Origin of the sequence: Cupriavidus taiwanensis (assembly GCF_900249755.1) — a bacterium.
GTDB classification, from domain to species: Bacteria; Pseudomonadota; Gammaproteobacteria; order Burkholderiales; family Burkholderiaceae; genus Cupriavidus; species Cupriavidus taiwanensis_D.
In genome coordinates, this window is record NZ_LT976853.1 from 1479406 (window position 1) to 1503152 (window position 23747).

Here is a 23747-nt window from a genome sequence, read left to right on the forward strand (position 1 = left end):
TTTCGCCGGCACGGGTATGCTGGAAGGGCCAGTGACTCGACGGCATCACCGCGGCTTGCATCAACCAGTGCGGCCGTGCGGCAGGGCACGACAGCCAGGGCAACCAGGACGGCCGGCGGCGGCGCGAATGCGCAAGGCACGGCGGCAGTCCGCGACATGGAGGAGCGGCCATCATGGCGGCGCGGTACTTCGACGAGATGCTGGACTGGCGCGACGACGGTGCGCCGGCGCTGATCCACGCGGGACAGGCCCTGCCTGACGGGGCGATACGCCCGCACTACCGGCATTTCGCCGAATGGCTGGCGCGCCAGACCGAAAGCACGATGGGCAACAAGCGCGCCGAGGCCGACCTGGTGTTCCGGCGCGTGGGCATTACCTTTGCCGTCTACGGCGACAAGGACGAGGCCAACAGCGGCACCGAGCGCACCATTCCGTTCGACGTGATCCCGCGCATTTTCCCGGCGAGCGAATGGGCGCTGCTGGAAAAAGGCCTGCGCCAGCGCGTGGCGGCGCTGAACCGCTTCATCCACGACATCTACCACGGCCAGGACATCATCCGCGCCGGCGTGATCCCGCCCGACCAGATCTACAACAACGCCCAGTACCGGCCCGAGATGCTCGGCGTCAGCGTGCCGCACGACGTCTATGCGCATGTCGCCGGCATCGACGTGGTGCGTGCAGGCGAGGGCGAGTTCTACGTGCTGGAAGACAACCTGCGCGTGCCGTCGGGCGTGTCGTACATGCTGGAAAACCGCAAGATGATGATGCGCTTGTTCCCGGACCTGTTCGCGCGCAACCGCGTGGCGCCGGTGGCGCACTATCCCGACCTGCTGCTCGACATGCTGCGCGGGGTCTCGCCGCAGGCGATCGCCGATCCCACCGTGGTGGTGCTGACGCCCGGCATGTACAACTCGGCCTACTTCGAGCATGCCTTCCTGGCGCAGCAGATGGGGGTGGAACTGGTCGAAGGCAGCGACCTCTTCGTCGACGGCAACCACCTGTTCATGCGCACCACGCAGGGCCCGCAACGCATCGACGTGATCTACCGGCGCGTCGACGATGATTTCCTCGACCCGCTCGCGTTCCGCCCCGATTCCGCGCTGGGCGCCGCCGGGCTGCTGTCGGTCTACCGCGCCGGCAACGTGACCATCTGCAATGCGATCGGCACCGGCGTGGCCGACGACAAGTCGATCTACCCCTATGTGCCGGACATGATCCGCTTCTACCTGGGCGAAGAGGCCATCCTCAGCAACGTGCCGACCTATATGTGCCGGCGCGCCGATGACCTGCAGTACGTGCTCGACCACATGGACGAGCTGGTGGTCAAGGAAACCCACGGCGCCGGCGGCTACGGCATGCTGGTCGGGCCGGCCGCGACCCGCGCCGAGATCGATGCCTTCCGCGAGGTGGTCAGGTCCAGGCCGGAGCAGTACATTGCGCAGCCGACGCTGGCGCTGTCGACCTGCCCGACCTATGTCGAGGCCGGCATTGCCCCGCGCCATATCGACCTGCGCCCGTTCGTGCTGTCGGGCAAGGAGGTGCGGATGGTGCCGGGCGGACTGACCCGCGTGGCGCTGCGGGAAGGATCGCTGGTGGTGAATTCCTCGCAAGGGGGCGGCACCAAGGACACCTGGGTGCTGGAACGATGAACGCGATGCCAGCCATGACCACCGCCGCCCACCCCGGAGAGCCCACATGCTGAGCCGCACCGCCGACCACCTGTTCTGGATGGCCCGCTACACCGAGCGCGCGGAGAACACCGCGCGCATGCTCGATGTCAACTACCAGACCTCGCTGCTGCCGCAATCGGCCGAAGTGGCCGAGCAGGGCTGGTGGGCCATGCTCGATATCTCGGAACTGACCGAGGTCTTCGACCACAAGTACGGCCTGCTGTCGCGCGACGACGTGATCGACTTCATGGTGCGCGACATGACCAATGCCTCGTCCATCATGAGCTGCCTGCGCGCGGCGCGCGAGAACGCGCGCGCGGTGCGCGGCTCGCTGACCACCGAGGTCTGGGAAACCGTCAACACCACCTGGCTGGAGGTGCAGCGCCTGATTGCCGACGGCGTGCTGAAGGAAGACCCGGCGCGCTTCTTCGAATGGGTCAAGTTCCGCTCGCACCTGGCGCGCGGGGTCCAGTTCGGTACCATGCTGAAGGACGATGCGTTCCACTTCATGCGGCTGGGCACCTTCCTGGAACGCGCCGACAATACCGCGCGCATCCTCGACGTCAAGTTCCAGGCGTCATCGAGTGGGGAGGGCGGCGGGGGCGGCAACGGTGGTGCAGGCGAGACCAATCCCGGCCAGGGCGGCCACAACGACTTCTACCACTGGGCGGCGATCCTGCGTTCGGTGTCGGGCTTCGAGGTCTACCGCAAGGTCTATCGCGCGGTGATCACGCCGCAGCGCGTGGCCGAGCTGCTGATCCTGCGTCCGGACATGCCGCGTTCGCTGGTGTCGAGCATGGACGAGGTGGTGGCCATCCTGCATACGGTGCGCAACCAGCAATCAGCGGAGACCGAGCGGCAGGCTGGTAAACTCCACGCCGACCTGAAGTACGCGCGCATCGACGATATCTTCGCCGTCGGCCTGCACGCGTACCTGACCAGCTTCCTGGAGCGCATCGGCGACCTCGGCAATGGCATCAGCCGGGACTTCCTGGTGCCGCTGCAGGTGGCCTGACCCGGGCCGCCGGCAGCCCCCCGTGCCGCCGCCGCGCCCTGATACCGTGAAATACAAGATCCACCACCATACTGTCTACCGCTACGCCGAACCGGTGCGGCGCAGCGTGCACGAAGTGCGGCTCGAGCCGCGCTCGGGCCCGCTGCAGACCGTGCACGACTGGCAGCTGTCGGCGCCGGGCAACCCGTCGGCCGCGCGCGACGGGTTCGGCAACATCGTGCACAACTTCACCGTGACCGGGCCGGCCAGCACCATCGCTATCGAAGCCAGCGGCGAAGTCGAAGTGCTGCCGCCGCATGGCGAGCTCGACCGCGACGGTCACCATGCGTTCTGCGACGCGCCGCCGGACGGCGAAGCGCGGGTGTCGCCGCTGTACTTCCTCGGCAGCACGCCGCTGACCACGGCACCGGCGGCGATGCAGGCGTTTGCCGCGCCGTTCCTGGCGGCCGGGCACGATATCGACGCGCTGCTGGCGCTGGCCCGTGGCATCGGCGAGCGCGTGCGCTACAAGCCCAACACCACCGATGTCGGCACCTCGGCCGCCGAGGCCTTCGCGCTGGGCAGCGGCGTGTGCCAGGACCAGGCGCAGGTGATGGTGGCGGCGTGCCGCGCACTGGGCATCCCCGCGCGCTATGTCAGCGGATATTTCTACGACCCGGCCGCCACCGAACTGGCCAGCCACGCCTGGGCCGACGTGTGCCTGGACCCGGCCCGGGAAATCTGGTGCAGCATCGACATCACCCATGGCTGCCTGACCGACGAGCGCCATATCCGGCTGGCGGTGGGGCGCGATTACGCGTCGGCAGCACCAGTGCGAGGCATCCGGGACGGCGGCGACGGCGAGACGCTGGAAGTCAATGTAACAATCACGCCACTTTTTACCTGATTAGGTGCTTGCTTCCAGACGCGGCGCGGTGCTGGTGCACGGGCGCTAGAATCCGGAGTGATGCAGGCCACTGCCGGCACGGGCCGGCCGCCACCGAGAACACCAAGACAAACCATGACGTATTGTGTAGCCATGCGGCTGGATGCCGGCCTGGTATTCCTGTCCGACTCCCGCACCAATGCCGGGGTAGACGCCATTTCCACCGCGCGCAAGATGACGGTGTTCGAGGAACCCGGCGACCGGGTGATGGTGCTGATGACCGCGGGCAACCTGGCGATCAGCCAGTCGGTGCGCCAGATCCTGATCGAGGACCACGACGAGAAACGCTCGCTGTGGACCGCGCGCGACATGTTCGAGGCCGCCTCGATCGTCGGCGAGGCGGTGCGCCAGGTGCACCGGCGCGATGCCCACGCGCTGCGCGACGCCGGCATCGAGTTCAATGTCAGCCTGGTCTTCGGCGGCCAGGTGCGCGGCGAGCGGGTGCGGCTGTTCAATATCTACGCGGCCGGCAATTTCGTCGAGGCCACGCCCGAGAACTGCTACTTCCAGATCGGCGAGGCCAAGTACGGCAAGCCCATCGTCGACCGCGTCGTGCACCCGTCGCTGCCGCTGGCGGAAGGGGCCAAATGCGCGCTGATCTCGATGGATTCGACGCTGAAGTCGAATATCTCGGTCGGCCTGCCGCTGGACCTGCTGGTCTATGAAGCGGATTCGCTGCAGGTGACGCGCTTTGTCAATATCGACGAGCGCAACGCCTATTTCCGCATGATCCGCGACACCTGGGGGCAGCGCCTGCGCCAGGTCTTCGGCGAGATCCACAACCCCGAGTGGGATCCGGGCGCGCCCGCGGAATTCTCGCTGGCGCGCTCCGGCGAGGCCGACCGCTGGGCCCAGCCGGTGCGGGCCAAGCGCATGCATCCGCGCAAGCCGGATTGAGGCGGCAGGCATGCGCGAGATCATTCATTTTTCCCACGCCAACGGCTTCCCGGTGACGACCTACCGCAAGCTGTTCGGCGAGCTCGACGGCGAGTTCGAATTCCGCGCGGTGGACCGCTACGGACACAAGCCGGAATTCCCGGTGACACGCGGCTGGCCGCACCTGGTGGAAGAACTGCTGGGCGAGATCGACCGCCAGTATCGCGAGCCGGTGTGGCTGGTGGGCCATTCGCTGGGCGGCTTCCTGTCGCTGATGGCGGCGCTGCGCCGGCCGGAACGGGTGCGCGGCGTGGTCATGCTCGATTCGCCCATCATCGCCGGCTGGCGCGCATCGTTGCTCAAGACCGCGCAGATGCTGGGCATCGATGAAAAGCCCGGCCCGGCGGCGGTGACCAGGAACCGGCGCACGCACTGGCCGGATGCCGAGGCGGTGTGGCAGCATTTCCGCGCCAAGCCCAACTTCGCCGTGTGGGACCACGAGGTGCTGCGCGACTACGCCATCCACGGCACCGAGCCCACCGGCAACGACAACGAACGCCGGCTGCGCTTCGACCGCGAGGTCGAATACTGGATCTACCGCACGCTGCCGACCAGCCTCGGGCGCAAGGTCGCGCGCGGCGCGCCGGTGCCGGTCGGCTTTGTCGCCGGCACGCGCTCGCGCGAGGTGCGCCAGTGCGGCCTGGGGGCGACGCGCCGGCTGGTCGGGCCCAACCTGCGCTTTATCGAAGGCGGCCACCTGTACCCGATGGAGCGGCCGCAGCAGACCGCGCAACTGGTGCGCGAACTGATCGGCGCGATGCGCCAGCAGGGGCGCTGAGCCGGCGTGCGGCGGATGCGCCGCAACGCGGCCGGCAAGGCCCGCTGTGGCGTGCCGCAGCGGGCCTGCTGTCACAATTTCCGGGTCGGCGGGGAACGGGCTCTCATGTATAATCCCGATTTCCCCGGCAAGCTCGGTTTATGACCAAATTCGTCTTCGTCACCGGTGGCGTCGTCTCTTCTCTCGGCAAGGGCATCGCTGCTGCCTCGCTCGCGGCCATTCTTGAGTCGCGCGGCCTCAAAGTCACCCTCCTCAAGCTCGATCCCTACATCAACGTCGATCCCGGCACGATGAGCCCTTTCCAGCATGGCGAGGTGTTTGTCACGGAAGACGGTGCGGAAACCGACCTGGATCTCGGCCACTACGAGCGTTTCGTCTCGGCCAAGATGCGCAAGTCGAACAACTTCACCACCGGCCAGATCTACGAATCGGTGATCCGCAAGGAGCGCCGCGGCGAATACCTGGGCAAGACCGTGCAGGTGATCCCGCATATCACCAACGAGATCCAGGCGTTTGTCGAAAAGGGCGCGGCCGCGTCGCACGACGGCAAGGCCGACGTGGCGCTGGTGGAAATCGGCGGCACCGTGGGTGACATCGAATCGCTGCCGTTCCTGGAAGCCGCGCGCCAGATGAGCCTGCGCATGGGCCGCAACCACTGCGCCTTCGTGCACCTGACACTGGTGCCGTTCATTGCCAGCGCCGGCGAGCTCAAGACCAAGCCGACCCAGCACTCGGTGCAGAAGCTGCGTGAAATCGGCATCTCTCCCACCGCGCTGCTGTGCCGCGCCGACCGCCCGATCCCGGACGACGAGCGCGCCAAGATCTCGCTGTTCGCCAATATCCCGCAAGACGCCGTGATCTCGGTGTGGGACGCCGACAGCATCTACAAGATCCCGCAGATGCTCAACGAGCAGGGCCTGGACCGCCTGATCTGCGAGGAACTGCGCCTGGACCCGAAGCCGGCCGACCTGTCGATGTGGCAGAAGCTGGTCAACGCCCAGGAAAATCCCGAGCACGAAATCACCATCGGCATGGTCGGCAAGTACGTCGACCTGACCGAGTCGTACAAGTCGCTGATCGAGGCGCTGCGCCACGCCGGCATGCACACCGCCACGCGCGTCAACATCGAGTACATCGATTCCGAGGAACTGGAATCGGGTCACCTCGAAGTGCTGGCGCCGCTGGACGCCATCCTGGTGCCGGGCGGCTTCGGCAAGCGCGGCACCGAAGGCAAGATCCGCGCGATCCAGTACGCCCGCGAGAACAAGATCCCGTACCTCGGCATCTGCCTGGGCATGCAGCTGGCGGTGATCGAGTTTGCCCGCCACCTGGCCGGCATGGCCGACGCCAACTCGACCGAGTTCAACCTGGAAACCGAGCACCCGGTGGTCGCGCTGATCACCGAGTGGGTCGACCGCGAAGGCAAGGTCGAGCAGCGCTCGGCCGATTCCGACCTGGGCGGCACCATGCGCCTGGGCGCGCAGCGCGTGCCGGTCAAGGAAGGCACCAAGGCAGCGGCCATCTATGGCGCCGAGGTCAACGAACGCCACCGTCACCGCTACGAGGTCAACAACCACTACGTGCCGACGCTGGAAAAGGCCGGCATGGTGATCTCGGCCCGCACCCCGACCGAGAACCTTCCGGAAATGATGGAACTGCCGGAGTCGATGCACCCGTGGTTCGTCGGCGTGCAGTTCCACCCGGAATTCACCTCGACACCGCGCGACGGCCACCCGCTGTTCAAGGCCTATGTCGAAGCCGCGCTCGCCAGCCAGCAGCGCAAGGGCGCCTGAGCCCGGGCGCAAGCAGGAGAGACAGTCATGAAACTCTGTGGATTCGAGGTTGGCCTCGACCAGCCGTTCTTCCTGATCGCCGGTCCGTGCGTGATCGAGTCCGAGCAGATGGCGCTGGATACCGCCGGCGAGCTCAAGGCTATCACCGCTGAACTGGGCATCCCGTTCATCTACAAGTCGTCGTTCGACAAGGCCAACCGCTCCTCGGGCAAGTCGTTCCGCGGCCTGGGGATGGAGAAGGGCCTGGAGATCCTGGCGACCGTCAAGCGCGAGATCGGCGTGCCGGTGCTGACCGACATCCACGAGATCGACGAAATCAAGCCCGTCGCCGCCGTGGTCGACGTGCTGCAGACGCCGGCGTTCCTGTGCCGCCAGACCGATTTCATCCGTGCCTGCGCGCAAAGCGGCAAGCCGGTGAATATCAAGAAGGGCCAGTTCCTGGCGCCGCACGACATGAAGAACGTGATCGACAAGGCCCGCGACGCCGCGCGCGAAGCCGGCCTGCCCGATGACGTGTTCATGGCCTGCGAGCGCGGCGTTTCGTTCGGCTACAACAACCTGGTGTCCGACATGCGCTCGCTGGCGATCATGCGCGAGACCGGCGCCCCGGTGGTGTTCGACGCGACGCATTCGGTGCAGCTCCCCGGCGGCCAGGGCACCAGCTCGGGCGGCCAGCGCGAGTTCGTGCCGGTGCTGTCACGCGCCGCGGTTGCCACCGGCGTCGCGGGCCTGTTCATGGAGACGCATCCGGACCCGAGCAAGGCCATGTCCGACGGCCCCAACGCGGTGCCGCTGTCGCGCATGAAGGAACTGCTGTCCGTGCTCAAGGAACTGGACACGCTGGTCAAGCGCGCCGGCTTCCTCGAAGACAACTTCGGCTGGCCGGCCTGCGCCTGAGCCCGCCGCGTTTGTCGCCGCCGCGCCGTGCGCGGATGCCGGCGGCGACAAACCATATCGAAAGACAATACAAAAAATCGGGAGATTCTCCATGGCCGCGGGCTTTATCATCGCCTACGTCGACGTGACCGACCCCCAGCAGTACGAGGAATACAAGGTGCTTTCGAGCAAGGCCATGCAGATCCATGGCGCCGAGGTGCTGGTGCGCGGCGGCAAGACCGAGCCGCTCGAGGGCGACTGGGCGCCGACGCGCGTGGTGGTGCTGAAATTCCCCAGCTATGACGCCGCCAAGGCCTTTCACGACGGCGAGGCCTACCGCGCCGCGCGCAAGTCGCGCGAGCATGCGGCGAAGATGAATATGATCGTGGTCGAAGGCGCCACCTGAGCCGGCAGGCGCCGGGCAGCGGTCATGCGCGCAGGACCTGCGCACATGACACGCGCCTGACACGCGCGCAGGTTGAAGTGATCAGCAGCAAGAATCAACAGTCAGAGAGGAATTCATGAGTGCAATCGTAGATATCATCGGTCGCGAGGTTCTCGACTCCCGCGGCAATCCCACCGTCGAGTGCGACGTGCTGCTGGAATCCGGCGTGATGGGCCGTGCCGCGGTGCCGTCGGGCGCGTCGACCGGTTCGCGCGAGGCCATCGAGCTGCGCGACGGCGACAAGGCCCGCTACCTGGGCAAGGGCGTGCTGAAGGCGGTCGAGCATATCAACACCGAGATCTCCGAAGCCATCATGGGCCTGGACGCCTCCGAGCAGGCCTTCCTGGACCGCACGCTGATCGATCTCGACGGCACCGAGAACAAGGGCCGCCTGGGCGCCAACGCCATGCTGGCGGTGTCGATGGCGGTGGCCAAGGCCGCTGCTGAAGAAGCCGGCCTGCCGCTGTACCGCTACTTCGGCGGTTCGGGCGCGATGCAGCTGCCGGTGCCGATGATGAACATCGTCAACGGCGGCGCGCACGCCAACAACAGCCTGGACATCCAGGAATTCATGATCATGCCGGTGTCGCAGACCAGCTTCCGCGAAGCCCTGCGCTGCGGCGCCGAGATCTTCCACGCGCTGAAGAAGATCCTGGCCGACAAGGGCATGTCCACCGCGGTGGGCGACGAAGGCGGCTTCGCTCCGAACTTCTCGTCCAACGAAGAGTGCCTGAACACCATCGTGCAGGCCATCGAGAAGGCCGGCTACCGCGCCGGCGAGGACGTGCTGCTGGCGCTGGACTGCGCCGCCAGCGAGTTCTACCACGAGGCCGAAGGCGTGTACCAGCTGGAAGGCGAAGGCCTGAAGCTGAGCTCGACGCAGTTCGCCGACTACCTGGCCAACCTGTGCGACAAGTTCCCGATCGTGTCGATCGAGGACGGCATGGCCGAGGGCGACTGGGACGGCTGGAAGACCCTGACCGACAAGCTCGGCACCCGCGTGCAGCTGGTGGGCGACGACCTGTTCGTCACCAACACCAAGATCCTGAAGGAAGGCATCGAGAAGGGCATCGGCAACTCGATCCTGATCAAGATCAACCAGATCGGCACGCTGACCGAGACCTTTGCCGCCATCGAAATGGCCAAGCGCGCCGGCTACACCGCCGTGATCTCGCACCGCTCGGGCGAAACCGAAGACAGCACCATCGCCGATATCGCCGTGGGCACCAACGCCGGCCAGATCAAGACCGGCTCGCTGTCGCGCTCGGACCGCATCGCCAAGTACAACCAGCTGCTGCGCATCGAGGAAGACCTGGGCGATATCGCCAGCTACCCGGGCAAGAGCGCGTTCTACAACCTGCGCTGAGGCCTAGGGTTGTTATTCCCGCCTCCGCGGGAATGACGACGTGGTTCTGAAAATGGCGGTGGCACGGATTTACCTCCGTGCCACCGCCGTTTTTGTATCGAAATCTGCCTGGCAATTGCCTTCCCGGCTGAGTTCGCAGATCATTGTGCGGAAATTCCTGTCCGCCACCCTTTCATGCGCCTGATTTCGCTGCTGTTGTTCGTGCTGCTGCTCGCCATCCAGTACCCGCTCTGGCTGGGCAAGGGCGGCTGGCTGCGCGTGTGGGATCTGAACCGCCAGCTGACCGAGCAGGGCACCCGCAACCAGACGCTCAAGCTGCGCAACGCCAAGCTGGAAGGGGAGGTGGCCGACCTGCAGGACGGCACCGGCGCGATCGAGGAGCGCGCCCGCTATGAGCTGGGCATGGTGCGCGAAGGCGAGGTCTTCGTGCAGTTCGTCGCGCCCGCGCCCAAGGTCAGCGCCACGCCGCCGCTGCCGCCGCCGGCGAATTCCGCCGCCGGGATGGCGCGCCACTGAGTCATAAGGTCCCCGCCGGTTTGCTCCCCGCTCGCGGGAGAGGGGACCGTATGCGCGGGTTCGTGGCCTGAATCCAGTTCGTCAGCAGTCCGTCACCACCACCCGTACGGATAACCGCCCCAGCCCCAGCCCGGCATGCCGACGCTGACGCCGCCGCCCCACCGTCCGCCACCCCATCCCCCGTAATACAGGTTCCAGCTGGTGTTGGGATAGGCATAGGCCGCGCGCGCGGCCGCGGCCTGCTGGTCCAGCGCGATCGCGGCGGCCTGGTCGCGCAATACCTGCTGGTTCAGCGCGTCGAGCTTCTGCTTGTCGTCGGCGCTCAGCGGTGCCGGCGGTATCGCGTTGGGTGCCAGCCGCGCGGTGGGCGGCGAGCCATTGGCGTCGCGCGGGATCTGCGCGCAACCGGCAGCGAGCAGCAGCGCGCCAAGCGCGGCGCAGGCTGCGGCGCCCCGCCGCGGATGACACGCGCGGGAGGCGAAGTCAGTCAGGGGAGGGTTGGCTCGGGCGGACATGGCGGTTCTCGGGCTCGCGTTGCTGCAGCGGGATCGGCAGCCGGATGCTGCCATCGTACAGTCGTTGGACCCGATGGCAAGGCCGATGTTTCCGCGGCGCCCCCGCCGCGCGCCCCGCCTTGCCCGCGCCGGTGCGGCAGCGCACGCAGGCGCTGCCGCAGCCGGATCAGTGGTGCTGGCTTGCGCCGGCGCCGGCGCCGGTGGCGACCGGCGTCGCCGAGAACAGCTGCGCGCAGTCGACCGGGTCGAACTCATAGCGCTGGCCGCAGAAGTCGCAGTGGATCTCGACATGGCCGCGCTCGGCGATGATGCTGTCGATCTCCGCCTGGCCCAGCGACTGCAGCATGCCGGCCACCTTCGGGCGCGAGCAGCTGCAGTGGAAATGCGGCGTCAGCGGCTCAAACACCCGCAGGCCGGCGTCCTGCAGGTCTTCCCAGAACAGGCGGCGCAGCAGGGTGTCGGGCGTTTCGGCCAGCAGTTCCTCGGCCTTCAGCGTGGTGCCGAGCTGCACCGCGCGGTCCCAGGTGTCGAGGTCCTGTGCCCTGGCGTGGCTGGCCAGCGGCGCGCCGGTCTCGCCGACTTCGGCGGTGCCGCCGTAGGCCGGCAGCTTCTGCAGCAGCATGCCGGCGGCGACATGGTCGTCGGCGGCCAGCCACAGGCGCGTGTCGAGCTGCTCGGAGGCCTGCATGTAGTGCTCCAGCACGGCGCTGATCGATGCCAGCGGGCCGTGCGCGTCGGCCAGCGGCACGATGCCCTGGTACGGCTGCTGGCCCGGCAGCTTGTCCTTCGGGTCCAGCGTGATGGCGAAGCGGCCGTGGCCGTGGGCGTTGACCATCTGCGCCAGCGTGGCATCGTCGGCGATGTGCGCGCCCTCGGCCAGCTTGGCGGTGGCGCGCATCGACAGGTCGGACAGGCATTCCACCACCAGCATGCGCACCGGGCCGTCGCCGTGCAGCTGCATCACCAGCGCCCCGTTGAACTTCAGGTTGGCCGACAGCAGCGCCGCGGCGGCCATCATCTCGCCCAGCAGGCGGCGCACCGGGGCGGGGTAGCTGTGGCGGCCGAGCACTTCTTGCCAGGTGGCCTCCATGCGCACCAGCTCGCCGCGCACGGGGGCCGCGTCGAACAGGAACTTCTGCAGGGTGTCGGGGGTGGTGGTATCGGTCACAATAATCTGTCGAGTTTCGATGGATGCCGCGGCGGTGGTCAGCCGATCCGCTTGAGCTGTTGCTTGTACAGGGCCTGCCGCGTGGCGTAGGTCTCGGCGTTGCGGTACAGGTTGGCGACGTCGGCATCGGTCAGCTGGCGCACCACCTTGGCCGGCGCGCCCAGGATCAGCGAGCGGTCCGGAAAGACCTTGCCCTCGGTCACCACGGCGCCGGCGCCGACCAGGCATTCCTTGCCGATCACGGCGCGGTTCAGCACCACCGCCTGGATCCCGATCAGCGAGCCTTCGCCCACGGTGCAGCCGTGCAGCATGGCCTGGTGGCCGATCGAAACCTTGTCGCCCAGGGTCAGCGGGCAGCCCGGGTCGGTATGCAGTACCGAGCCCTCCTGGATATTGGTGTCCGCGCCGACCACGATCGGCTCGTTGTCGCCGCGGATCACGACACCGGGCCAGGCGCTGGCGCGGGACTTGAGGGTCACGTTGCCGATGATGGTGGCTTCGGGGGCCACGTAGGCATCGCTGTCGATACTGGGCTTGACGTCGCCGAGCTGGTAAAGCGCCATGAGGTCTCCTGCACGAATGGCTTTTGTTGAAGTGGGGGTTGCCGCCGGACTTTAAAGGGCCAGCGCCGGGGAACGGGGCGGCGCCCCGGTTGCGCGGCTGGCGCGGCGGGCGGACGCCGGGCAGGCCCTACAATGGCGGCAGACCCGGATTTTACGCCCATGCCAGAAAAAACACCCGACGCCGCGCAGCCTGACCCGTCACCTTCGCCGCGCCACCAGGCGCTGGCAGTGCTGTGCCTGGCGGATCCGCGCGACAAGGCCGTGGCGGCACGCGCACTTTACCGGCACGTGATGACGTTGCCCGATGCGGCCCTGCAAGCCGGCGAGGCCATCCATGCCGAAGCCCCCCACGCCATCCCCGGCCGGCCGGAGCGGCCGCCGCTGGTGGCGCCGCAGCAGGTCGAGCGGCGCCGCTCGCTGCAGACCGCGGCCGGGCGCGCGGCGATGATCCACGCGCTGTGCCATATCGAGTTCAATGCCATCAACCTGGCGCTCGACGCGGCCTGGCGTTTCGCCGGCATGCCGCCCGCGTACTACCGCGACTGGCTGCGCGTGGCCGATGAAGAGGCGTACCACTTCACGCTGCTGGCCGACCACCTCGGCACCCTCGGCGCGGCCTACGGCGACTTCCCCGCCCACAACAGCCTGTGGGAGATGACCGACAAGACCGCCGGCGACGTGCTCGCGCGCATGGCGCTGGTGCCGCGCACGCTGGAGGCGCGCGGGCTCGACGCCTCGCCGCCGGTGCGCGCCCGGCTGGCCGGCGCCGGCGACCACGCCGCCGCCGCCATCATCGACATCATCCTGCGCGACGAGGTCGGCCACGTCGCCATCGGCAACCACTGGTACCGCTGGCTGTGCGCGCAGCGCGGGCTCGATCCCGTGGCCACCTATGCGCGCCTGGCCGAACAGTACCGCGCGCCGAAGCTGCGCGGCCCGTTCAACCTCGAGGCGCGGCGCGCGGCCGGTTTCGACGAGGACGAGCTGGCATGGCTGGAGGCATCGGCCGGTTAGGCTGAGCGGCGTTCGGCGGCGCGCTCCTCCTCCAGCAGCCGTAACACCCGCCGCTGGATCTTGCCCGTGGTGGTCATCGGAAGCTGGTCGATGAACTCGATCGCCTTCGGGTATTCGTACGGCGCCAGCTGGCCGCGCACATGGGCCTGCAGTTCCGCGACCAGCGCCGCGTCGCCGTCGAACGAGCGCGCCACCGATGGCGTCAGCACCACGAAGGCCTTGACCACCGCGCCGCGCTCCGGGTCGGGCGACGGCACCACGGCGCAGTTGGATACCGCCGGATGCTTGAGCAGGCAGTTCTCGATCTCGCTCGGCCCGATGCGGTAGCCCGAGGACTTGAACACATCGTCGGCGCGTCCCTGGTACCACAGGTAGCCGTCGGCATCGACGCGCGCCAGGTCGCCGGTGCGGCACCAGCGCAGGCCGTCGAGTTCGGTGTACTTGGCTGCGGTGGCGGCCTCGTTCTTCCAGTAGCCGAGAAAGAACACCGGGTCCGGATGCCCGGCGCTGTCGGTGGCGCACACCGCCACCTCGCCGTCCTCGCCGGGCGGGCAGGGGCGGCCTTCGTCGTCGATCACCTGCACCCGGTGGCCCGGGTAGGGGCGTCCCATCGAACCCGGCCGTGCCGGCCAGCCCAGTTGCTCGTCGTCGTTCTGCGCGGTGCAGTTGCCGACGATGTAGTTGATCTCGGTCTGGCCGAACATCTCGTTGACGATCACGCCGAGCGCGTCGCGGCACCAGCCGAACACGGTCTCGCCGACGGCCTCGCCGGCGCTCATCAGCGCGCGCAGCCGGATGTCGTAGCGCCGGCGCGGCTCGGGGCAGGACTTCATCATCTGCTTGAGCGCGGTCGGGAACAGGAAGGTGTTGGTGACGGCGTAGCGCTCCAGCAGCTCGAAGGCGCGCTCGGCGGAGAAGCGCCCCTGGTAGCCGACGATGGGCTTGCCAAAGTACAGCGCCGGCATCAGCGCGTCCCACAGGCCGCCGGTCCAGGCCCAGTCGGCCGGGCTCCAGAATACGTCGTCGTCCCGCGGGTACCAGTTCTGCGAGCAGACAAAGCCGGTCAGGTTGCCGATCAGCGCGCGGTGCGGAATCAGCGCGCCCTTGGGCGGCCCGGTGGTGCCGCTGGTGTAGATCAGCACCGCGGCTTCGTCGGCCTTGGTCTGCTCGGCGGTAAAGGCGGGCAGTTGCGCCGCGAGCAGCATGTCCCAGTCGTGGTCGCCGCGGCCATGCGCGTTGCCGGCGGCAATCACGTTCGCCAGCGTCGGACATTCGGGGCGCGCCGCCAGCAGGTTGTCGATCGAGGTTTCGTCGGCGATCGCCACCACGGCTTCGCTGTGCGCGATGCGGTAGGCCAGCGCCTCGGGCCCGAACAGCATCGACAGCGGCATGGCGATGGCGCCGAGCTGGTAGATCGCCATATGCGCGATCACGGTCTCGATGCGTTGCGGCATCACGATCGCAACGCGCTCGCCGCGCGCCACGCCCAGCGCGCGCAGCGCCGCCGACAGCCGGTTGGCCTCGGCCTGGATATAGGCGAACGTATGCGCGTTGCGGCGGCCGTCCTCATGCTCGGTATAGACCGCGATGCGGTCCATCGTGGCCGGGTCGCGGGCCCAGCGGCCGCAGCAGGCTTCGGCGATGTTGAAATGCGGCGGAATCTTCCAGCGGAAGGATTCGTACAGGGCGCGATAGTCGTCGCGCCGGCTTGCCGGCAAGGCAGCTGCGGCCATCCAAGGTCTCCTGTAGGTCCGCCCGGGCGCTATAATGCGCTCAAGCGAACGATCGTTCTATTTTGTTCGGGCTTCCCGTGCCACCCCCGCGGCGCCGCGCTCAGCGGCAGGAAGACCCCGGCGCAAGGGTGGAGACAATGACAATCAAGGAAACCTCGCGGTCTGAATTTATCACGGTGCGCGGGCTGCGCTACCACGTGCGCCACTGGGGCACGCCCGGCGCGCGCAAGCTGTTCATGCTGCATGGGTGGATGGACGTGGCCGCGTCGTTCCAGTTCCTGGTCGACCGCCTGCGCGGCGACTGGCACGTGATCGCGCCCGACTGGCGCGGCTTTGGCGAGACCGACTGGCCCACGCGCTACCCCGGCACGCAGTCGTACTGGTTCGGCGACTACGTCGCCGACCTCGAGGCGCTGCTCGACCATTACCAGCCCGAAGGGCAGGTGGACCTGGTCGGCCACAGCATGGGCGCCAACGTGATCTGCCTGTATGCCGGCATCCGCCCCGAGCGCGTGCGCCGCGTGGTGGACCTGGAGGGCTTCGGCATGACCGCGACGCGGGCGCAGCACGCGCCGAAGCGCTACGCCCGCTGGCTCGATGAACTGCGCGCGGGGGGCGCACTGAAGACGTACGACAGCGTCGAGGGTGTCGCCGCGCGCTTGCAGAAGACCAACCCGCGCCTGCCGGACGACCGCGCCGCTTTCCTCGCCGCGCACTGGTCGCGCCAGAACGCCGACGGCCGCTGGGAGATCCTGGGCGATCCCGCGCACAAGCTGATCAACCCGACGCTGTACCGTCTCGATGAAGTGATGGCGATCTGGGAGCAGGTCACCGCCCCGGTGCTGCACGTGGAGGCGCGCGATTCCGACACGCTGCGCCATATCGCCCACAAGCAGACCATCGCCGAATTCAAGGAGCGCTTCCGCGTCTTCCGCGATTTCCGCGAAGAGGTGGTCGACGATGCCGGCCACATGCTGCACCACGACCAGCCGGCCGCGGTGGCGGCGCTGGTCGAGGCGTTCTGCGGCTGACGCCGGCGCTCACGCGTGCGTGAGCTTTTCCTTCAGCGCGGCGTTGTTGCTGGTGTGCACGTGCACCAGCGCCTTTTCCGGGAAGGCGTAGTGGTAGGCGCGGCGCAACGCCAGCGCGGCTTCATGGAAGCCTGACAGGATCAGCTTCTGCTTGTTGGTGTAGTAGGCGATATCGCCCGCGGCAAAGATGCCGCGGCGCGAGCTTTCATACGTGGTGGTGTCGACCAGGATGCGGCCGGCGCGCATGTCCATGTCCCACTGCGCGATCGGGCCGGGTTCGGACACCAGGCCGTACAGCGCCACCAGTTCGTCGGCGGGCAGCACGGTGCTGCCGTCGCGGGTGCGGACCTCGACTTCGCTGAGCCCGCCGTCCGCACCCCCGGTGCGCAGCGCGCCCAGCATGCCGACCACGAAGTCCATCTCGCCCGCGGCCACCGCGCGGCGCATCTCGGCGACGGTGCCGTCCGCGGCGCGAAAGCCTTCGCGACGGTGCAGCAGCGTCACGCGCGCGGCGACCTTGCGCAGCGCCAGCGCCCAGTCCAGCGCCGAGTCGCCGCCGCCGGCGACGACCACGCGCTTGCCGGCGAAGTGCGACACGTCGCGCACCGCGTAGTGCACGTGGCGGCCTTCCAGCGCCGGCGCCTCCGGCAGCGACACGCGCTGCGGCGCGAACGCGCCCGCGCCGGCGCAGACCAGCACCGCGGCGACATCGAAACGCTTGCCGCCGTCGGTCGTCACCAGCAGGCGTTCGTGCCCGGCATGGCCATCCGGCGTATCGGGCGCCGGGATTTCCGCCACGCTTTCGGCGCGCTCACCAAAGTGCATCGGGAAGTCGAACGGGGCGCATTGCTCCAGCAGCCGTTCCACCAGGTCCTGCGCCAGGCATCCGGGCACGGCGGGAATGTCGTAGATCGGCTTCTCGGGATACAGCTCGGTGCACTGCCCGCCGGCGCGGTCGAGCACATCGATCAGTTCACATTTCAGGCCGAGCACGCCGGCCTGGAACGCGGCGAACAGGCCGACCGGGCCGGCACCCACGATCAGGACGTCGGTGCTGGTGACGGGGGCGGTGGCAGGGGTAGCGGTGGGCATTGGGCAGGGCAGGCACGGCAGGTGCCCGCAAATCGACGATGCAAAGCCCGACTATACCCCGCACCCGCCGGGTTTCCGCCGACGCCAGCGTTGCCGGCATGGCTTTGCGCGGCCGTCCGGGCACGGCGGCGTCACGCATGCCAGGGGCGACCGGAGTAGAATGCCACCATGCAAAACGCCCACGCCATCAATGCCGACCTGCATTGCCATTCCACCGTTTCCGACGGCACGCTCGCACCGCGCGCCGTGGCGCGGATCGCCCGCGACGCGGGGGTTGCGTACTGGTCGCTGACCGACCACGACGAGCTGGGCGGGCAGGCCGAGGCACGCGCCGCCGCCGAGGAATTCGGCATGCGCTATGTGCCGGGCGTCGAGATCTCGGTAACATGGGCGGGACAGACCGTGCATATCGTCGGCCTGCAGATCGACCCGTTCTGCCCCGAGCTGATCGATGGCCTGACCGAGACCCGCTCGGGCCGCGCGCGGCGCGCGCGCGATATCGCCGACGCGCTGGCCAGCGTGGGCATCCCCGGCGCCTATGAAGGGGCGCTGCGGTACGTCGGCAATCCCGACCTGATCTCGCGCACGCACTTTGCGCGCTGGCTGGTCGACCAGGGCCGCTGCGCCACCATCGGCGATGTCTTCAGCGAGTACCTGTCCGAAGGCCGCCCGGGCTATGTCGGCCACCGCTGGGCCAGCCTGGCCGAAGCGGTGGGCTGGATCCGCGCGGCCGGCGGCATCGCGGTGATGGCGCACCCGGGCCGCTACCACTACACCGACACCCAGCACGACGCGCTGTTCGACGAATTCACGGCGCTGGGCGGCGGCGCGGTCGAGGTGGTGACCGGCAGCCATACGCCCGACCAGTACCGGCGCTATGCCGAGGTGGCGCGCCGCTACGGCTTGCTGGCTTCGCGCGGCACCGACTTCCACGGCCCCGGCGAGGGCCGGGTGGAACTCGGCACGCTGCCGCCGCTGCCGCCCACGGTCACGCCGGTCTGGCACGACTGGTAGGCGCGCTCCGCCTGGCCGGGGCCAGCCCCCGGATGCCGCTCCGTTCCATCCGACTCCGCTCCCTGGCCCATGTCCCAGTACTTCGAGATCCATCCGCTCAACCCGCAGTCGCGCCTGCTCAAGCAGGCGGCCCAGATCCTGCAGAAGGGCGGGCTGGTCGCGCTGCCGACCGACTCCAGCTATGCGCTGGCCTGCCGGCTCGACGACAAGGCCGCGGTCGAGCGCCTGCGCCGGCTGCGCGGCATCGACGACCGCCACCACCTGACGCTGATGTGCCGCGACCTGTCCGAGCTCGGCAACTTTGCCCGCGTCGACAACCGGCAATACCGCTGGCTCAAGGGCGCCACGCCGGGCCCGTACGTGTTCATCCTGGAAGCGACCAAGGAAGTGCCGCGGCGGCTGTCGCACCCGGCGCGCAAGACTATCGGCGTGCGCGTGCCCGACCACGCGATCCCGCTGGCGCTGCTGGGCGAAACCGGCGAGCCGCTGATCTCCGCCACGCTGCAGCTGCCGGGCGACGAGGAACCGCTCAACGACCCGGCGCAGATCCGCGCGCGGCTGGAAAAACAGCTCGACCTCGTGGTCGACGGCGGACCGGCGCCGGCGCAGCCGACCACGGTGATCGACCTGACCGGCGGCGAGCCCGAGCTGGTCCGCGCGGGCCGCGGCGACACCGCCCGCTTCGGCCTCTGACACGCGGCGCCGCCGCCCCTGCCTTCGGGTGCATCAGCGTGCGCCCGGGCGCCGGCGGGCCGCTACAATAGCGCTCATGGATTCCTCCCTTATCCAGACCTTCGCGGTCTATGCCCTGCCGGTGCTGTTCGCCATCACGCTGCACGAGGCCTCGCACGGCTACGTGGCCAAGCTGTTCGGCGACAACACCGCCTATGCCCTCGGGCGCGTCAGCCTGAACCCGATCCGCCATATCGACCCGATCGGCACCATCGCCGTGCCGCTGCTGCTGTACATCATGACCAGCGGCCAGTTCGTGTTCGGCTACGCCAAGCCGGTGCCGGTGGTGTTCGAGCGCCTGCGCAACCCGCGCTGGCATGGCATGTGGGTGGCGCTGGCCGGCCCCGCCAGCAACGTGGTGCAGGCCTTCGTCTGGGTGCTGCTGGCGATCGGCCTGACCTGGGGAGGCGTGCGCGAGCCGTTCTTCGGTGAAATGGCGCTGGCCGGCGTGCGCGTCAACCTGGTGGTGGCCGCCTTCAACCTGTTCCCGGTGCCGCCGCTGGACGGCGGCCGCGTGCTGACCGCGCTGCTGCCGCAGGGCATTGCGCGCGCGGTGTCGCGCATCGAGCCGTATGGCATCTTCGTGGTGCTGGCGCTGGTGGCCGCGGGCGTGATCACCACGATCTGGATGACGCCGGTGGTCAATGTGCTGATGTCGCTGATCGAGCTGCTGCTGCGCCCGATCGTGCTGTTGCTCAATTGACGGGGGCTGCCATGACGCTGTCGCACGCCGGCATCGCCGCGCCGTCTGCCTGGGTCACGCGCTGGGCGCATCTGCTGCGCCCCGGGGCGCGGGTGCTGGACCTGGCCTGCGGCAGCGGCCGCCATGCCGGCTGGCTGGCCGCGCGCGGCCACCAGGTGCTGGCGGTCGACCGCGATGCCGACGCCATTGCCGGCCTGCCGTCGGGCGTCGCCGGCCGGGTGGCGGACCTGGAGCAGGGCGGCTGGCCGCTGTCCGGCGAGGCGCCGTTCGACGCCATCGTCGTCACCAACTACCTGCACCGGCCGCTGTGGCCGCACCTGGCGGCGGCGCTGGCGCCGGGCGGGTGCTGGATCTACGAAACCTTCGCCGCCGGCAACGAGACCGTGGGCAAGCCGTCGCGGCCGGACTTCCTGCTGCGCCCGGGCGAGCTGCTCGAGGTGGCGCGCGCCCATGGGCTGCGCGTGGTGGCGTATGAGGACGGCGTGGTCGAAGTGCCGAAAACAGCCTTCGTGCAGCGCCTATGTGCGGTGCGCGAGGCGGCGGCGGCCGGCGGTGCGGCCGCGCCGCCACGCTACCGGCTCGATCCCTGAGCGGCGCGCCGGGGTGTCGGCGCAAACGGCGCCGCACGCGTTGAAACAGTTGGTATCAACCCCTGTCCGGGCAGCGGTCGAAGCGGCCTGCGGTTCCGGTACAATCCCGTTATTCGCATCCCGAATTCCCTAACGTTATGACACAGATTACCGGCAGCATCGTTGCCATCGTCACCCCGATGCATGAGGACGGCAGCCTGGACTTCCCGGCCCTGCGCGCACTGGTCGACTGGCACGTTGCCGAAGGCACCGACGCCATCGTGATCGTGGGCACCACCGGTGAGTCCCCGACGGTGACCGTCGAGGAGCACTGCGAACTGGTCCGCGTCGCCGTCGAACAGGCCGGCAAGCGCATTCCGATCATCGCGGGGACCGGTGGCAATTCCACCAAGGAAGCGATCGAGCTGACCGCCTTCGCCAAGAAGGTGGGTGCCGATGCGTCGCTGCAGGTGGTGCCGTACTACAACAAGCCGACCCAGGAAGGCATGTACCGGCATTTCCGCACCATCGCCGAGGCGGTGGACCTGCCGGTGCTGCTGTACAACGTCCCCGGCCGCACGGTCGCGGACATGAGCAACGAGACCATCCTGCGGCTGGCGCAGGTGCCGGGCATCGTCGGCGTCAAGGAAGCGACCGGCAACATCGACCGTGCCGCGCAGCTGATCAAGGGCGCGCCGGAAGGCTTCGCCATCTACAGCGGCGACGATCCCACCGCGGTGGCGCTGATCCTGCTGGGCGGCCACGGCAATATCTCGGTGACCGCGAACGTGGCGCCGCGCAAGATGCACGAGATGTGCGCGGCGGCACTGAAGGGCGACGTCGTGACCGCGCGCCGCCTGCATATGGAACTGATCGGGCTGAACCAGGCCATGTTCATCGAAGCCAATCCGATCCCGGTCAAGTGGGCGCTCCAGCAGATGGGCAAGATGGCAGGCGGTATCCGCCTGCCGCTGACCCCGCTGTCCGAGGGCAACCACGACTACGTACGCAAGGCACTGGCCGCCGCCGGCCTGCTGGCCTGATCTTTCGCGGCGTCCTGCTGTCCGCCTTATCTACTAGGATTGCGTGTCAATGAAACTGAAGCTTAACCGCCGCGGCGCGACGCAAGTCCGCCGCGCCGCCCTGGTTGTGCCCGTGCTCGCCGCCGGTGTGCTGACCGGCTGCAGCAGCCTCAACGAGGCCATGCAGCCCGACAAGATCGACTACAAGTCGTCCGCCTCGAAGCGCACGCCCACGCTGGACGTGCCGCCCGACCTGACCAAGCTGGAAGGCGACCGCCGCTATTCGGTGCCCGATGCGAACGGCACCTCGACGCTGTCGACGTACAGCCAGGCCACCAAGGTGCGCGAGCAATCGCCGACCGAAAACGTGCTGCCGTCGGCGCAGGGCATCCGCATGGAGCGCGACGGCAACCAGCGCTGGCTGGTGATCAGCAACGGCATGCGCGGCGACCAGCTGTGGCAGCAACTGCGCGGCTTCTGGCAGGAAAGCGGTTTCCTGCTGGTGCAGGACTCGCCCGAGACCGGCATCATGGAAACCGACTGGGCCGAGAACCGCGCCAAGATTCCGCAGGACATCATCCGCAACACCATCGGCAAGGTGTTCGACGGCCTGTACTCGACCTCGGAGCGCGACAAGTTCCGCACCCGTGTCGAGCGCGCGCAGAACGGCACGCTGGAAGTCTTCATCAGCCACCGCGGCGCGCAGGAGCAGCTGACCGGCATCGACAAGTCGAGCACGGTCTGGACCCCGCGCCCGGCCGATCCTGAACTGGAAGCCGAATTCCTGTCGCGCCTGGCCCAGCGCCTCGGCGTGCAGAAGGAGCAGGCCGACCGCATGGCCAAGAACCCGGCGCCGGCCGGCAATGCCGCCGCCGCTACGGGCACTGCCCCCGGCAGCGCGGCTGCGGCCGGTGCGGCCGCCGGTGCCACTGCCGGTGCCGCTGCCGGCGCCGAAGGCGCCGCGCCGAACAAGTCGTACCTGGCCCAGGTCAACGGCGCCCCGGCGCTGCAGCTGCCCGAGCCGTTCGACCGCGCCTGGCGCTCGGTGGGCCTGTCGCTGGACCGCGTCAACTTCACCGTCGAAGACCGCGATCGCGCGCAAGGGCTGTACTACGTGCGCTATGTCGACCCGCGCAACACGGTCGACAACCGCGGCTTCTTCTCCAAGCTGTTCACCAAGCCGGACGATCCCAAGACCGCCAAGAAGTACCGCGTCTCGCTCAAGGGCACGGGCAGCGGCACGCTGGTGACGGTGCTCAACGACGCCGGCCAGCCCGAGAACGGCGAAGTCGGCAAGCGCATCCTGTCGCTGCTCGACGAGCAACTGCACTGAGCCGGCGCATGATTGCTGGCTTGCCAGCCGGCCGTCCTGGCCGGTGCCTGGCGGGGAGGGCGCGGCCATGATGCGCTTCGCCTTCCTCGGCAGCGGCAGCGAGGGCAACTCGCTGCTGATCGAATCCCGCGAAGACACCACCACCACCCGCGTGCTGCTGGACTGCGGCTTCGGCATCCGCGAGACCGCCCGGCGCCTGGAGCGCCTGGGCGTCACGCCGGATCAGCTCGACGCCGTGCTGGTCACGCACGAGCATGGCGACCATGTCGGTTCGGCCTATGCGTTTGCCGCGCGCCATCGCCTGACGGTCTACACCAGCCACGGCACCTGGCTGGCCACCTCGCACCTGCGCGGCGCCGACGTGGCCGACGTGCGGGTTTGCTGCGCCGACCATGGCTTTGCCGTCGGCGGCTTGCAGGTGCTGCCCTACACCGTGCCGCACGACGCGCGCGAGCCGCTGCAGTTCGTGCTGTCGGACGGGCAGGCGCGGCTGGGCGTGCTGACCGATGCGGGCATGGAAACGCCTTACGTGACCGCGCGCCTGGCGGGCGTGGATGCGCTGGTGCTGGAATGCAACCATGACCGCGAGATGCTGCGCAATTCCGTCTATCCGGCCTCGCTCAAGCGGCGCATCGGCGGCGACTTCGGCCACCTGGCCAATGAAGTGGCGGCCAGCATCCTGGCGCAGGTGGCCCACGACGGGCTGAACCGCGTGGTGGCGGCCCATCTGAGCAAGCAGAACAATACGCGCGAGCTGGCCACCGGGGCGCTGGCAGCTGCTTTGGGCGCCAGGCCGAGCGAGGTGCTGGTGGCAGAGCAGGACGAAGGCCTGGCGTGGCAGGCGGTGCGGGCCTGAAGGCCGGCGGAACGGGGGCAGGAGCGCGCGGTGGCGCGTCCCCAAAACAAAAAACCGGCCCGAAGGCCGGTTTTTTTATCGG

Annotated in this window: 24 protein-coding genes; 19 read left to right on the top strand and 5 right to left on the bottom strand. The window is 68.6% G+C overall.

The annotated features are described in order from the left end of the window. Positions 1-173: 173 nt before the first annotated feature. The 10 genes from CBM2594_RS06795 (at position 174) to ftsB (ending at position 10320) form a co-directional block, all read left to right on the top strand. Complete coding sequence (locus CBM2594_RS06795) at positions 174-1649, top strand: circularly permuted type 2 ATP-grasp protein (RefSeq protein ID WP_116356167.1); 1476 nt, start codon at positions 174-176, stop codon at positions 1647-1649. A gap of 46 nt (positions 1650-1695) precedes the next feature. Beyond that, positions 1696-2685, top strand: coding sequence for an alpha-E domain-containing protein (locus CBM2594_RS06800; RefSeq protein WP_116356168.1), 990 nt, complete (start codon positions 1696-1698; stop codon positions 2683-2685). A gap of 46 nt (positions 2686-2731) precedes the next feature. Next, positions 2732-3571: a transglutaminase family protein gene (locus tag CBM2594_RS06805; RefSeq protein ID WP_198048105.1), complete on the top strand. Its 840-nt coding sequence runs from the start codon at positions 2732-2734 to the stop codon at positions 3569-3571. A gap of 114 nt (positions 3572-3685) precedes the next feature. Further along, entirely contained in the window at positions 3686-4507 is an 822-nt protein-coding gene (locus tag CBM2594_RS06810) for a peptidase (protein ID WP_116356170.1), read from the top strand. 10 nt (positions 4508-4517) lie between these two features. Continuing rightward, positions 4518-5324 carry an alpha/beta fold hydrolase gene (locus CBM2594_RS06815; RefSeq protein WP_116356171.1) on the top strand — a complete coding sequence of 269 codons (807 nt, stop codon included), beginning with the start codon at positions 4518-4520 and terminating at the stop codon, positions 5322-5324. Positions 5325-5464: 140 nt separating this feature from the next. Then, a complete protein-coding gene (locus CBM2594_RS06820; RefSeq protein ID WP_092313816.1) occupies positions 5465-7117 on the top strand; it encodes a CTP synthase in 1653 nt (550 codons plus the stop codon). Between the two features lie 27 nt (positions 7118-7144). Then, positions 7145-8014: a 3-deoxy-8-phosphooctulonate synthase gene (gene kdsA / locus CBM2594_RS06825; RefSeq protein ID WP_116356172.1), complete on the top strand. Its 870-nt coding sequence runs from the start codon at positions 7145-7147 to the stop codon at positions 8012-8014. A gap of 91 nt (positions 8015-8105) precedes the next feature. Then, entirely contained in the window at positions 8106-8399 is a 294-nt protein-coding gene (locus CBM2594_RS06830) for a DUF1330 domain-containing protein (protein WP_116356173.1), read from the top strand. A 115-nt stretch (positions 8400-8514) separates the two neighbouring features. Next, positions 8515-9804: a phosphopyruvate hydratase gene (gene eno, locus CBM2594_RS06835; RefSeq protein WP_116356174.1), complete on the top strand. Its 1290-nt coding sequence runs from the start codon at positions 8515-8517 to the stop codon at positions 9802-9804. Between the two features lie 174 nt (positions 9805-9978). Then, entirely contained in the window at positions 9979-10320 is a 342-nt protein-coding gene (gene ftsB / locus CBM2594_RS06840; RefSeq protein WP_116356175.1) for a cell division protein FtsB, read from the top strand. 92 nt (positions 10321-10412) lie between these two features. Here ftsB and CBM2594_RS06845 read toward each other — a convergent pair whose 3' ends face one another. The 3 genes from CBM2594_RS06845 to CBM2594_RS06855 form a co-directional block, all read right to left on the bottom strand. Continuing rightward, a complete protein-coding gene (locus tag CBM2594_RS06845; RefSeq protein WP_116356176.1) occupies positions 10413-10835 on the bottom strand; it encodes a hypothetical protein in 423 nt (140 codons plus the stop codon). Positions 10836-11001: 166 nt separating this feature from the next. Continuing rightward, positions 11002-12003: an Hsp33 family molecular chaperone HslO gene (hslO, locus tag CBM2594_RS06850; RefSeq protein WP_116356177.1), complete on the bottom strand. Its 1002-nt coding sequence runs from the start codon at positions 12001-12003 to the stop codon at positions 11002-11004. A 38-nt stretch (positions 12004-12041) separates the two neighbouring features. Continuing rightward, the gene (locus tag CBM2594_RS06855; protein WP_115679927.1) at positions 12042-12566 is read right to left on the bottom strand and encodes a gamma carbonic anhydrase family protein; all 525 of its coding nucleotides are present in this window, start codon (positions 12564-12566) and stop codon (positions 12042-12044) included. Positions 12567-12698: 132 nt separating this feature from the next. On the opposite strand from CBM2594_RS06855, the gene CBM2594_RS06860 reads away from it, so the two are divergent. Further along, on the top strand, positions 12699-13580 hold the full coding sequence (locus CBM2594_RS06860; protein ID WP_116356178.1) for a ferritin-like domain-containing protein: 882 nt from the start codon (positions 12699-12701) through the stop codon (positions 13578-13580). On the opposite strand, the gene CBM2594_RS06865 is transcribed toward CBM2594_RS06860, so the two are convergent. Then, positions 13577-15313 carry an acyl-CoA synthetase gene (locus CBM2594_RS06865; RefSeq protein ID WP_116356179.1) on the bottom strand — a complete coding sequence of 579 codons (1737 nt, stop codon included), beginning with the start codon at positions 15311-15313 and terminating at the stop codon, positions 13577-13579. The two genes, CBM2594_RS06860 and CBM2594_RS06865, sit on opposite strands and share 4 nt — an antisense overlap. A gap of 137 nt (positions 15314-15450) precedes the next feature. On the opposite strand from CBM2594_RS06865, the gene CBM2594_RS06870 reads away from it, so the two are divergent. Beyond that, the gene (locus CBM2594_RS06870) at positions 15451-16344 is read left to right on the top strand and encodes an alpha/beta fold hydrolase (protein ID WP_116356180.1); all 894 of its coding nucleotides are present in this window, start codon (positions 15451-15453) and stop codon (positions 16342-16344) included. A 9-nt stretch (positions 16345-16353) separates the two neighbouring features. Here the strand turns inward: CBM2594_RS06870 and CBM2594_RS06875 are convergent, their stop codons facing one another. Beyond that, a complete protein-coding gene (locus CBM2594_RS06875; protein ID WP_116356181.1) occupies positions 16354-17436 on the bottom strand; it encodes an NAD(P)/FAD-dependent oxidoreductase in 1083 nt (360 codons plus the stop codon). 168 nt (positions 17437-17604) lie between these two features. Between CBM2594_RS06875 and CBM2594_RS06880 the strand changes: the two genes are divergently transcribed. From CBM2594_RS06880 to CBM2594_RS06910, 7 genes are all read left to right on the top strand, one after another. Next, positions 17605-18450, top strand: coding sequence for a 3',5'-nucleoside bisphosphate phosphatase (locus tag CBM2594_RS06880; protein ID WP_116356182.1), 846 nt, complete (start codon positions 17605-17607; stop codon positions 18448-18450). Positions 18451-18519: 69 nt separating this feature from the next. Then, positions 18520-19143, top strand: coding sequence for an L-threonylcarbamoyladenylate synthase (locus CBM2594_RS06885; RefSeq protein WP_116356183.1), 624 nt, complete (start codon positions 18520-18522; stop codon positions 19141-19143). A gap of 76 nt (positions 19144-19219) precedes the next feature. Then, on the top strand, positions 19220-19885 hold the full coding sequence (locus tag CBM2594_RS06890) for a site-2 protease family protein (protein WP_116356184.1): 666 nt from the start codon (positions 19220-19222) through the stop codon (positions 19883-19885). An 11-nt stretch (positions 19886-19896) separates the two neighbouring features. Next, positions 19897-20475 (top strand): class I SAM-dependent methyltransferase, encoded by a 579-nt coding sequence (locus tag CBM2594_RS06895; protein ID WP_116356185.1) that lies wholly within the window; start codon positions 19897-19899, stop codon positions 20473-20475. Between the two features lie 137 nt (positions 20476-20612). After that, positions 20613-21497: a 4-hydroxy-tetrahydrodipicolinate synthase gene (gene dapA, locus CBM2594_RS06900; protein WP_116356186.1), complete on the top strand. Its 885-nt coding sequence runs from the start codon at positions 20613-20615 to the stop codon at positions 21495-21497. A gap of 49 nt (positions 21498-21546) precedes the next feature. Next, the gene (gene bamC, locus CBM2594_RS06905; protein ID WP_116356187.1) at positions 21547-22809 is read left to right on the top strand and encodes an outer membrane protein assembly factor BamC; all 1263 of its coding nucleotides are present in this window, start codon (positions 21547-21549) and stop codon (positions 22807-22809) included. 67 nt (positions 22810-22876) lie between these two features. Next, positions 22877-23665: an MBL fold metallo-hydrolase gene (locus CBM2594_RS06910; protein ID WP_116356188.1), complete on the top strand. Its 789-nt coding sequence runs from the start codon at positions 22877-22879 to the stop codon at positions 23663-23665. Positions 23666-23747: the final 82 nt, after the last annotated feature.